Source organism: Polaromonas sp. OV174 (assembly GCF_900112285.1).
Classification (GTDB): Bacteria; Pseudomonadota; Gammaproteobacteria; order Burkholderiales; family Burkholderiaceae_C; genus Polaromonas.
In genome coordinates this window covers 71,232-81,164 of the sequence record NZ_FOKZ01000021.1, presented here as the reverse complement: position 1 = coordinate 81,164, position 9,933 = coordinate 71,232, and the positions used below count along the sequence as shown (strand labels likewise).

General features: G+C 60.7%; 10 protein-coding genes, 1 tRNA gene and 1 pseudogene. 5 read left to right on the top strand and 7 right to left on the bottom strand.

The window, feature by feature from the left end:
- Positions 1 to 322, top strand: a pseudogene (locus BM160_RS17295) (DDE transposase); the annotation flags it as partial.
- Between the two features lie 55 nt (positions 323 to 377).
- Here BM160_RS17295 and rlmD read toward each other — a convergent pair.
- A complete protein-coding gene (gene rlmD, locus BM160_RS17290; RefSeq protein WP_092007407.1) occupies positions 378 to 1,868 on the bottom strand; it encodes a 23S rRNA (uracil(1939)-C(5))-methyltransferase RlmD in 1,491 nt (496 codons plus the stop codon).
- A gap of 64 nt (positions 1,869 to 1,932) precedes the next feature.
- On the opposite strand from rlmD, the gene BM160_RS17285 reads away from it, so the two are divergent.
- Complete coding sequence (locus tag BM160_RS17285; RefSeq protein ID WP_092007406.1) at positions 1,933 to 2,358, top strand: VOC family protein; 426 nt, start codon at positions 1,933 to 1,935, stop codon at positions 2,356 to 2,358.
- A 96-nt stretch (positions 2,359 to 2,454) separates the two neighbouring features.
- Here BM160_RS17285 and BM160_RS17280 read toward each other — a convergent pair whose 3' ends face one another.
- From BM160_RS17280 to surE, 3 genes are all read right to left on the bottom strand, one after another.
- Positions 2,455 to 3,291 (bottom strand): peptidoglycan DD-metalloendopeptidase family protein, encoded by an 837-nt coding sequence (locus BM160_RS17280; RefSeq protein ID WP_255368988.1) that lies wholly within the window; start codon positions 3,289 to 3,291, stop codon positions 2,455 to 2,457.
- Positions 3,292 to 3,453: 162 nt separating this feature from the next.
- Positions 3,454 to 4,302, bottom strand: a complete 849-nt coding sequence (locus tag BM160_RS17275; RefSeq protein ID WP_255368986.1) for a protein-L-isoaspartate(D-aspartate) O-methyltransferase — start codon at positions 4,300 to 4,302, stop codon at positions 3,454 to 3,456.
- A gap of 10 nt (positions 4,303 to 4,312) precedes the next feature.
- Positions 4,313 to 5,098: a 5'/3'-nucleotidase SurE gene (gene surE / locus BM160_RS17270; RefSeq protein ID WP_092007403.1), complete on the bottom strand. Its 786-nt coding sequence runs from the start codon at positions 5,096 to 5,098 to the stop codon at positions 4,313 to 4,315.
- A 139-nt stretch (positions 5,099 to 5,237) separates the two neighbouring features.
- Here surE and BM160_RS17265 point away from each other — a divergent pair, with 139 nt between their 5' ends.
- Together BM160_RS17265 and BM160_RS22670 are read left to right on the top strand one after the other, a co-directional pair.
- Positions 5,238 to 6,212 (top strand): NADPH:quinone oxidoreductase family protein, encoded by a 975-nt coding sequence (locus BM160_RS17265; RefSeq protein ID WP_092007402.1) that lies wholly within the window; start codon positions 5,238 to 5,240, stop codon positions 6,210 to 6,212.
- A gap of 347 nt (positions 6,213 to 6,559) precedes the next feature.
- On the top strand, positions 6,560 to 6,775 hold the full coding sequence (locus BM160_RS22670; RefSeq protein ID WP_177219054.1) for a hypothetical protein: 216 nt from the start codon (positions 6,560 to 6,562) through the stop codon (positions 6,773 to 6,775).
- A 454-nt stretch (positions 6,776 to 7,229) separates the two neighbouring features.
- Here the strand turns inward: BM160_RS22670 and BM160_RS17260 are convergent, their stop codons facing one another.
- Positions 7,230 to 8,510 (bottom strand): type II toxin-antitoxin system HipA family toxin, encoded by a 1,281-nt coding sequence (locus BM160_RS17260; protein ID WP_092007401.1) that lies wholly within the window; start codon positions 8,508 to 8,510, stop codon positions 7,230 to 7,232.
- 15 nt (positions 8,511 to 8,525) lie between these two features.
- Positions 8,526 to 8,840 carry a helix-turn-helix domain-containing protein gene (locus BM160_RS17255; protein WP_092007417.1) on the bottom strand — a complete coding sequence of 105 codons (315 nt, stop codon included), beginning with the start codon at positions 8,838 to 8,840 and terminating at the stop codon, positions 8,526 to 8,528.
- Positions 8,841 to 9,183: 343 nt separating this feature from the next.
- Here BM160_RS17255 and BM160_RS17250 point away from each other — a divergent pair, with 343 nt between their 5' ends.
- The gene (locus BM160_RS17250) at positions 9,184 to 9,666 is read left to right on the top strand and encodes a GreA/GreB family elongation factor (RefSeq protein ID WP_092007400.1); all 483 of its coding nucleotides are present in this window, start codon (positions 9,184 to 9,186) and stop codon (positions 9,664 to 9,666) included.
- Between the two features lie 186 nt (positions 9,667 to 9,852).
- Here BM160_RS17250 and BM160_RS17245 read toward each other — a convergent pair.
- Positions 9,853 to 9,928, bottom strand: a tRNA-His gene (locus BM160_RS17245).
- Between the last annotated feature and the right edge of the window lie 5 nt (positions 9,929 to 9,933).

Genomic DNA, 9,933 nt, shown 5'->3' with positions numbered 1-9,933 from the left:
AGAATTAGTGATGCAAGAGGTCTGGGGCGTGTTACTCGCCCATACACTGCTTCGGCGGTGGATGCGTTTGATGGCTGAGCACGTGGGTGTGGCACCACTGAGGATCAGCTTTCATACGGCCAAGCACGCCATCATGGGAGCCTTGAACACCGTGCATCTGGCGCGAGCAGGCACTTTGCCAAAGCACTTGCAACTGCTGCTCGATCAGGCTCGTTACTTTGTGCTGCCGCCGCGCCGCCCTGATCGCAGCTTCCCACGCGAGGTCAAGCGATCCACCCGCAGCAAGTACCCATCAAAAAAATGCCAGTCAGCTCTTAACTGACTGGCATTGACCTCTGGCCCTTTTTTCACGTCCGCATGCTGATGACTGCGGGTGCTCAGCCGATGCGCTCAAACACCGCCATGGACTCCACATGGGCCGTGTGCGGAAACATGTTCACCACGCCGGCCGCCGTGCAGCGGTAAGCGCCACTCTCCACCAGCACACCGACGTCGCGCGCCAAGGTCGCCGGGTTGCAGCTCACATACACAATGCGCTGCGGCAAGGCCCAGCCGTTCAGCTGCAGGCTTTGCTGCTGCGCACCGTCATCACAAGGCACGCCGGTGACGATTTGCTGGTGTAGTGCGGCAAGCGCCTTGAACAGCTCGAACGCGCCTTCGCGCGGGGGATCAACCAGCCATTTTTCCGCCATGCCATCCTTCACCAACATGGCCGGCGTCATCTCAAACAGGTTTCTCGCTACAAATTCAGTAGCAGCCAGCGCAGGTCGGACGGGCGAAGCAGCCCTGTTTCTTTCATAATTCTGGCGTGAACGGGCAACCAGCACCTCGCTGCCTTCAATGCCCAGCACTTCACGCGCGCGCGTCGCCAGCGGCAGCGTGAAATTGCCCAGGCCGCAAAACCAGTCAATCACCCGCTCCTGCGGCTGCACATCCAGCAGCCGCAGCGCACGCGACACCAGCACCTGGTTGATGTGCGGGTTGACCTGGGTGAAGTCGGTCGGCTTGAAGGGCATGACAACGCCGAATTCGGGCAGGCCGTAGCTCAGCTCAGGCGTCTGGACCGAACCAGCCGGGAGCTCAAGCAGCTTGACTGTCTCCAGGCCACCGGGCTGCAGCCACCACTGCACGCCAGGCGTCGCGTCGGCAAAGGCTTGCAGCAGCACCAGGTCGCCCGGGCTGAGCGGCTCCATGTGGCGCAGCACCATGGCCGTCACCTCGTCGCCACAGGCCAGTTCGATCTGCGGAATGCTTTCCCTGGCATCCATGCTGCCTATCAATGCGCGCAGCGGCAGCAGCATGTCGCTGACATGCTTGGGCAGCACATGGCACTCACTCATGTCAGCCACATAGCCGCTCTTGCGCTCATGAAAGCCGACCAGCACCGTGCCTTTTTTGCGCACATAGCGCACCGACAGCCGGGCGCGGTAACGGTAGCCCCAGGCCGGCCCCTCAATCGGCCGGAGCAGGGTCTCCGCCTTGGCCTTGCCGATATGGCGCAGATTGTCTTCCAGCACGCGCTGCTTCACCGCAACTTGCGCGCTCGCATGCAGATGCTGCATCTTGCAGCCACCGCAAGCGCCGGTGTGCATGCCAAAGTGCGGGCAAGCCGGGCGCACACGCTGGGACGACTCGTGGTGAATCGCCGTCAAGGTGGCTTTTTCAAAGCTGCTTTTCTTGCGGTAAACATTGGCGGTCACCAGCTCGAAAGGCAGCGCGCCTTCGATAAAAACGACCTTGCCGTCGTCCCGGTGCGCAATGCCCTGGGCTTCGATATCAAGCGACTCAACGGTGAGCAGATCAGGCGGGTATTCGGCCGATACGGGCGCCGGCTGGTTCGGCGGCGGATTCTGTTTTCTTCTGGACATACCCTATTGTCTCAGGCTACGCTGCCGTTTTTTAGAGCAGCAGAAACCTGCCGGGGAGACTTGCATGGAGATACGCATCTGCATTGACGTGGACGACCTGGAGCGTGCCATCACGTTTTACACCGCCGGATTGGGCCTGAGGGTGGGCCGGCGTTTTCAGGGCGCTTTTGTGGAGCTCCTAGGTGCAGGCAGCGCCATAGATCTGCTGTTGAATGCCCCCGGCACGCAGCCCCTGGTTGGCCGAAGCGACCGCCGCAACTACCAGCGTCACTGGACGCCGGTACACCTGGATTTTGTGGTCGAGGATATTGAGGCCGCGGTCGATCGGCTACAGCAACACGGTGCGGTGCTGGAAATGCCGGTCACCGAACGCGCCTGGGGCCGCATCGCCGGGCTGGCCGATCCCTTCGGCCACGGCCTGGATTTGCTGCAGTTCAAGGGGCGTGGCTACGATGCCTTGCTGCCGCAGCAATCGCTATCAAATCAATAGCAACTTCTGCTTACCACGTAAGGACCGGAGGCCATTGGGTATAAAAAAAGGGAGTCCTGCACAGCAGGACTCCCTTTTGTTGAAGGCGCTGGCCGCTTATTTGGCCGGCAGGTATTTGGCCGGATCGACCGGTTTGCCTTGACGGCGAATCTCGAAATGCAGCTTGACCCGGTCGGCATCGCTATTGCCCATCTCGGCAATCTTCTGGCCCTTTTTAACCGCCTGGTCTTCCTTGACCAGCAAGGTCTGGTTGTGCGCATAGGCCGTCAAAAAGGTGTTGTTGTGCTTGAGAATGATCAGGTTGCCATAGCCCCGCAAACCGGCGCCTGAGTAGACCACCCGGCCATCGGCCGAGGCCAGCACGGCATCGCCGGCCTTGCCCGCAATGTCCAGACCCTTGTTTTTGGCATCGTCAAAGCCGGCAATCAGCTGGCCCTGGGCCGGCCAGATCCAACCCACGTCTTCATCGCCATTGATGGCAGCAGGTGTGGGCGCGGGCGTCGGGGCAGCTGCGACTACCGGCGCCGCGGCGCTGGCTGGCGCCGATGCGGGCTTGGCGGTGGCGCTGGCGCTGGCGGCTGGAACCGGCGCGGCAGCCACTGATCCGGATGACACCGGACGCGTCACCACCTGGGAGGCTTCGCTGACCGGTGGCGCCACGCGCAAGACCTGTCCAACCTCAATCAGATTGGGGTTTTCAAGCGCATTCCAGCGCACGATATCGCGCCAGTTCTGACCGCTTTCCAGGCCGATGCGAATCATGGTGTCGCCGGGCCTGACGGTGTAGTAACCGGGTTTGCCGGCATTTTCAAAGCCTGGCAGTTGCTTGACGGCTTCCGTCACCGTGCTTTGCTGGCGCGACATGCCGGTGCCCCGGTCTTCAACCGGCGCATTGCCTGGGGAGCGCGTGGCGCAACCTGCCGCCAGCAGCATGACCGCAGCCAGGGCGCATGGCAGAGTCAGTCTGCGAGCCAGGCGGGCGCCAGGCCCTGCACTGGTGACGACAGACGCCGCCTTATTTGGCCGTGTGGTTTGATTCATTGTTACTTTCGTCTTCCATCTTGACCTGATTCAGGTCGATCTATTGGCTGAGCCTCAGCTGGTGCCTGATTTTAAAGGGACAAAGTGCACGGCCTCCAGCAAAGTCTGCTTGACACCGAGGCGGGTTTTCTCAATCAGCACCAGCGCCTGCGCACCATTGGAGGTTTGCAGCGGCGCCACCAGGCGCCCACCCACGGCCAGCTGCTCTATCCAGGCCGCCGGAATGGCCTCGCCACCGGCCGCCGCGATGATGGCCGCATAGGGCGCGCCTTTGGGGAAACCGATCATGCCATCACCAAAAAGCAGATGCACATTGGGCAGGCGCAAAGGCCGCAAATTCTCCCTGGCCTTGTCGTGCAGGCCGCGCAGCCGCTCAATGCTGTAGACCTCGGTCGCCAGATGGCTCAGCACGGCGGCCTGGTAACCGCAGCCAGTACCGATCTCCAGCACGCGCCCGAGCTTGCCGGTACAGCCTTGACGCAGCAACTCCAGCATGCGCGCCACGACATTGGGCTTGGAGATGGTCTGACCCAGACCTATCGGCAAGCTGGTGTCCTCATAAGCCTGGTTGACCAGCGCCGTATCCACAAAACGGTGGCGCTCTACCGCCCCCATGGCGGCCAGCACATGGTCATCCGACACGCCTTGCGCCGCGAGCTTTTGCAGCATGCGCGCACGCAGGGCTTGGGAATCCGGCCCGACACCGCCGGGCGCACTGGCCGGCAGTGCATTTCTTAAGCTATTAATAGCCACAGCCCTTTCCGGATAAGCGGAAGCAGCTACCAATTTAGTAGCGGACGGGACACCTGTATCGGGCTTGAGTCGAACCGGAAAGCTGGGCCGCTCCGTCACTGTGGGGGTTTTGGCCGTGGGATTGAAAGGTGGCTTGAGCGGGGACTTCATGCGCCTGTCCTCAGCGTGCGGGCATCAGTTGCGCCGCAGTTTGCGCCCAGTAAGGCAGGCGCTCGTGATCGGTCAGGTCCACCTGCAAGGGCGTCACCGAGATAAAGCCCTGGCGGGTCGCATGAAAGTCGGTGCCCTCGCCGGCCTCCTTGGCCGACCCGGCGCCGCCTATCCAGTACATGGTTTCACCGCGCGGGCTGGTCTGCGTGATCACCCGCTCCGCGGCATGGCGGCGCCCCAGACGCGCCACTTTGACGCCTTGTATCTCTTCATCCGGCAAATTCGGAATATTCACATTGAGCAGCCAGGGCGCCTGCGTCGGCTGCGCGCCCTCGGCCACGGCTTCCAGCGAAGGCAGCAGTTGCTGCACCAACTGGCGCGCGCGCTGGGCCGCCACTTCGATGTGGGACCAGCCTTTTTCGGTTTGCGAAAAGGCGATCGCTGGAATGCCAAACAAATAGCCCTCCATGGCCGCCCCCACCGTGCCCGAATAAATGGTGTCGTCGCCCATGTTGGCGCCGTTGTTGATGCCGGAAACCACCAGATCAGGCCGATAGCCCAGCAAGCCGGTGAGCGCGATGTGCACACAGTCAGCAGGCGTGCCGTTGATGTAACGAAAACCGTTGGCCGCCGTCTGCACATACATAGGCGAATGCAGGGTCAGGGCGTTGGATTTGGCACTGTTGTTTTGCTCTGGTGCCACCACCTCGACATCGGCGACGGTTTTTAGCGCTTCGTAAAGGGCGACGATGCCGCTAGCCTGATAACCGTCATCGTTGCAAATCAGAATTTTCATAGCGCGATTTTACGGTCACGGCTGCGACAGCTGGCAGCGCCTGGAGCCGCAGCCAAGCGGCGGCCATGCCTATGATGCATGGCGAGCTCGTTTTCATTCGCCTTGATTGTTCTTTGTACACCTCACCCGGAGACATCCCATGCATGCCTGGCTTTGTGACAATCCCATAGGCGTAGACGCCCTGAGCTGGCAGGAGCTGCCAACGCCGCAGCCCAAAGCCGGTGAGGTGCTGATAGAAATCCGGGCCGCCAGCCTCAACTTCCCCGATCTGCTGATCGTGCAAAACAAATACCAGATCAAGCCTCCCCTGCCCTTCGTACCCGGCTCCGAATACGCCGGCGTGGTGCAAGCCCTGGGCGAAGGCGTGAAACACCTGCAGGTCGGCCAAAATGTCGCCTGCCTGTCGGGCACCGGCGGCTTCGGCACCCACACCGTCGCCCCGGCCGCCTTGTGCATGCCGCTGCCGGCCGGGTTTTCCCATGTCGATGCGGCGGCCTTCATCATGATTTACGCCACCTCTTGGCATGCGCTGATGGACCGGGGCCAGCTCAAGGCCGGTGAAACCGTGCTGGTGCTGGGCGCGGCGGGCGGCGTGGGCAGCGCGGCCGTCCAGATCGCCAAGGCCGTCGGCGCCCGCGTCATTGCCGCGGCATCGACCGATGAAAAATGCGCTCTGTGCAGCGCCATAGGCGCCGACGCTACCATCAACTACAGCCATAAAAACCTGCGCGACGAGCTCAAGCTGCTGACCGAGGGCAAGGGCCCGGACGTGATTTACGACCCGGTGGGCGGCGACTTCAGCGAGCCGGCCTTTCGCTCCATCGCCTGGCGTGGCCGCTATCTGGTGGTGGGCTTTGCCTCCGGCCCCATTCCCGCGCTACCGCTCAACCTCACGTTACTCAAGGGCGCGTCCATCGTCGGCGTGTTCTGGGGCGACTTTGCCAGGCGCGAGCCCAAGGCCAATGCGGCCATGATGGCCGAGTTGGCCGGCTGGTACGCCCAGGGCAAGATCAAACCGGTGATTGACCGCACCATGCCAATGGCCGAGCTGAAAAGCGCCTACGCCGACATGGGCTCACGCAGCGTCATGGGCAAGTTGGTCATGACCAACTAAAAGCGCAAACGCCATGAAAAACGCCCACAAGCTGTGGGCGTTTTTTATTTGGGGTGGCTGATGGGGCACCACTGGCCAACTTCGAATCCAAGCCTGGCGCGGGTTCCAAGAGGTTGTTACACAGCCATGTGTGACAACCAGTGTATCAAAAATGGGCTCCAAAAGGCTACTTTTTTGACTTCCAAGCAGGTTTTTCAGAGGTCTTCCCGGTACTCGATTAGCCGCGCATCCTGCGCAACTCGAAGCCGGCACTTTGCCGTCCTTGTCCACCCTCTGCACATTGACCCTTCGGCCATGCCGCAGGAAAATCATGCACAAACTGGGATGCCAAGTAAAAACGCCCTCCTTTGAAATATCGTCGTAAAGAGACTAAAGATGAGGTCGTTGCCCGCATCGCGGCTATGACCTGTGAATCGGTCAGTGACTTGCGCCTCTTTGCCAAGATTTCCGCTCCCGAAAACCGGCATCTGTTCACAAAGGAAGCTGTATTCCGGGCTTTTGCACACGAGGAGGCACCCCTCGTCACCCTATGCAGCCTTCCTGCGCCGCATCGCCCGGACTGACACATCCCGATGCGACAGGTGCTCCATTGCTGCCGCTACTGTGGACGGTGCGGCCGCTGGGTGCCTCAGCGCCAAGTCCGCTGCAGTCGAAAATTCGCCCCACGACCCGGACGTCCCTCACCGCGTCACCATCCATACAAGAGTCCCCCGCCTCATCGTGAACAAGGCCATCAGCATCAAATTCACATCGTGTCAGACGAGGCCCTTGCAGCCGCACCGCGAAGAGCTGGGTGCGCTGACTACTTTTGACGACAAAAGTGATGCGCACTCCGCCGTGAAGTTGCGCCGTTGTGACATGTACATATGCTGGCAATCATTGACCACCATTCCGATAGAAGCTGACCACCAACGCCAGCTTCGACGAAGATTGACCGCCCGTTAAGGCCCGAAGTCGACCTGCGGCCCGAGCAGACGCGGACATTGGAAAACGTATGGCTTGGCCATTCCTGGGTCATCAGACCGCGAAAACGGAGCTCATCATCTTGACTTCAATACTGGAGAGGTCAAGTTTTGCTGCCCGGTCTTTCCATGTGGCCACGACGTTAGTGACCTCATCAACGATGGCCTGTGCGGCGGTCGCGCTGAGGCGGTAGTAGCCTGCCGTGGCCACCAAGGTCTGAAGGATGGGCGCTGCGAATTTGCCGTCCCACGTCAGCGAGTGTTCGCTCTTGGCGGGGTTGGGGTTGATGTCGAAAGCAGGGGAAAGCCGCCAGCCCGTGGGCGTCAGAAAAAAACCATGATTGCGTAGATGGTCGTCCCGGTTCCCCACCAAGAGATTGAAGACGGCGCGCCTGAACAATTGGTGCATGTCCTCGGTCAGTCCTGCACCGCCGTAGGTTTCAATGGCCTCGAGAATGTGTAGGTAGCTTCCCCCCTCCTGGCCATCGCGGCGCTCGAGCAACGTCATCGCCGATGCATACATGCGGCGCCTGTGGTCGCCGCCCGGTATGGCAGCCTGGCGGTCGAATCGGCTGACGCAGTAGGTGTAGTACCGGTCGCTCAAGAGCACTCGGTTTGCCTTGGGCATCACAATGCCGGCATCGTGAGCCAGGAGGTAGGCCAGGTATTCCCAGCTTCCCCAATCGTACTGGTCGTTGTGCCCTGGAAACTTGGCCAGCCAGAGCGTGCCGTCCTGCATGGTGAAAGTGGCCTTGGGTCGCGCCCCCCCCAGCGACGAGCCGGGTGAGATGAGCATGGCCAGCCACTTTTCGTATTCGGGCATTGCCTCAGGGCGGGGGCCGTCAAGCTTCCTGGCGACCTCGGCCAGCTCACGCAGGTCGGTCGCGGGGGGCGCGGGCATTGGGCTGTTGTCGAGGAACGCTTCTTGAGGGCCACGCCGGAATCGAAGGGCGCCGGCCCGGGTGAAGTCATTCACGCCGAGCATGTAGAACAGCTCGTTCGTCTTCACCATGGGGCGCTTTTCTTTTTCGGCCGCATTGGCCTCGCGTCGTTCCATCAACACCCGGCCCCAGCGGTCCGGCGCGCAGTCAGAAAAAACGCCAAACCCCTTGCCGTCCGCAGAGTGCTGCTCGCCTGCGTACAGCGGCAGCCGTGGGTCTATCGGCACGGCCGCTGGGGCCTCAAGCCATGCCTGCGTGTACTCAAAGGAGGGAGCCAGGTCGACCCGTTCGGCAGCGGGAAACAGGTTCCCGATGTGCATGGCTGGGCTGAGCTCCGGGGCGTCCAGGTGAACCTCCAGCCCGGGGCGGTTCGCGCGTGCGTTTTTCGTAGCCATCGGGTTCCTTCAGGGTCAGGGGCCGTTCACGCGTCCCCGGGTGCGCAGGGAAACGGAATCCTGCAACTTCCTGCCCAGGATGTCATCGCTCGCCACGTTGTTGACGTCGCCCTCGAGGCCCAACACGCGCAGCGCCTTCAGGTACGTTCCGAGCGCGACCGCAGGGTCACCAGCCTCTAGCCGAGCCAAGGTGTTGCGAGAGATGCCCACGCGTTCGGCGAAGAGCGTCGCCGGGAGGTCGCGCCGGCAACGGGCGAGCTCGATACGTTGGCCGAGGCCAGTGGCGAGCTTCGTCAAGGACAGAGAAAGGGGGTGTTGAGTGCGCGGCATGAGTGCTCCATATTTACAACAAAAATGGTGCATTTTGTTCATTTTATAGAGAGTCGTATTTTTTGCCAAGTCAATTCAAGTCATATCTTGAGCAATTATTAGATTAATGTTCAAGATATGAGACATTCACTGACTACCTCGAAGCAGATGTCCACTTGTGGCCGCGTTCTGTCGGAACGTCGTCGCGTCGGCGGTCAACCCTAAACCAATTTGCAACCATGAGCGCTACATGATTCAACGCGTAGCTGAAGTTAACCTGCAGCCAACAAAAGCGTCTAAGGCTGGTGGAGCCCTTCATAATCAAGGCCTGCCCCCCGCTTTTTCGAGATGCCTACCTTTCATCATGGATAAATTCTTGCTGCAGCAGCAGGTGCTGGAACGGCTCGCCGAAGACCTGCTGCAAGCCGAACAGGCAGTGCGGGCGGCCCATGAAACGGCGACTCACGAAGAAAACATCGCCGAAAACAAATACGACACATTGGGACTCGAAGCCGCATACCTGGCCACCGGCCAAGCTCGGCGCGCCGAAGGCATCCGCCAGGCGATGGCCAATTGGCGCCAATTCCGCCCGCGCCCCTACGACTCCAGCAAAGGTATACAGCTCGGCGCGCTGGTCTGCCTAGTCGATTCCGACGACAAGCAGCAACAGCTCTTTCTCGGGCCGGATGGGGGCAGCATGAAGTTGGTCAGCGGCGCTCAGCTCGTTCAGGTCATCAGCAGCGAAGCCCCTTTGGGCAGGGCCATGCTGGGTAAATGCGAGGGTGATGAGGTGTGGATACAGGTCGCTCCAATCCGACAGCAGTTTGAGGTGCTGCGGGTTCATTAAGCCGCAAGCAAGCCCACGCCGAATTGGCCGAGGTCAGCAGACGTGCCCGGAGGCTATGTTCGGCTATTACTTTCATGGTCTTTCTTTCTGTGTGTGACAGACCGTGTAACAACCAAATTTATGCCCAAAACAAAAAGTGCCTGATTCCGTTAGGAATCAAGCACTTATAAGCTATTCATTGAATATTGGGGTGGCTGATGGGGCTCGAACCCACGACAACAGGAATCACAATCCTGGACTCTACCAACTGAGCTACAGCCACCGGAG

What these genes read in the sequence shown, in the direction of transcription:
- rlmD (WP_092007407.1), bottom strand. Translation starts at nt 1,868, where the DNA reads ATGTCCAGAAGAAAACAGAATCCGCCGCCGAACCAGCCGGCGCCCGTA.
- BM160_RS17285 (WP_092007406.1), top strand. Translation starts at nt 1,933, where the DNA reads ATGGAGATACGCATCTGCATTGACGTGGACGACCTGGAGCGTGCCATC.
- BM160_RS17280 (WP_255368988.1), bottom strand. Translation starts at nt 3,291, where the DNA reads ATGCTGCTGGCGGCAGGTTGCGCCACGCGCTCCCCAGGCAATGCGCCG.
- BM160_RS17275 (WP_255368986.1), bottom strand. Translation starts at nt 4,302, where the DNA reads ATGAAGTCCCCGCTCAAGCCACCTTTCAATCCCACGGCCAAAACCCCC.
- surE (WP_092007403.1), bottom strand. Translation starts at nt 5,098, where the DNA reads ATGAAAATTCTGATTTGCAACGATGACGGTTATCAGGCTAGCGGCATC.
- BM160_RS17265 (WP_092007402.1), top strand. Translation starts at nt 5,238, where the DNA reads ATGCATGCCTGGCTTTGTGACAATCCCATAGGCGTAGACGCCCTGAGC.
- BM160_RS17260 (WP_092007401.1), bottom strand. Translation starts at nt 8,510, where the DNA reads ATGGCTACGAAAAACGCACGCGCGAACCGCCCCGGGCTGGAGGTTCAC.
- BM160_RS17255 (WP_092007417.1), bottom strand. Translation starts at nt 8,840, where the DNA reads ATGCCGCGCACTCAACACCCCCTTTCTCTGTCCTTGACGAAGCTCGCC.
- BM160_RS17250 (WP_092007400.1), top strand. Translation starts at nt 9,184, where the DNA reads ATGGATAAATTCTTGCTGCAGCAGCAGGTGCTGGAACGGCTCGCCGAA.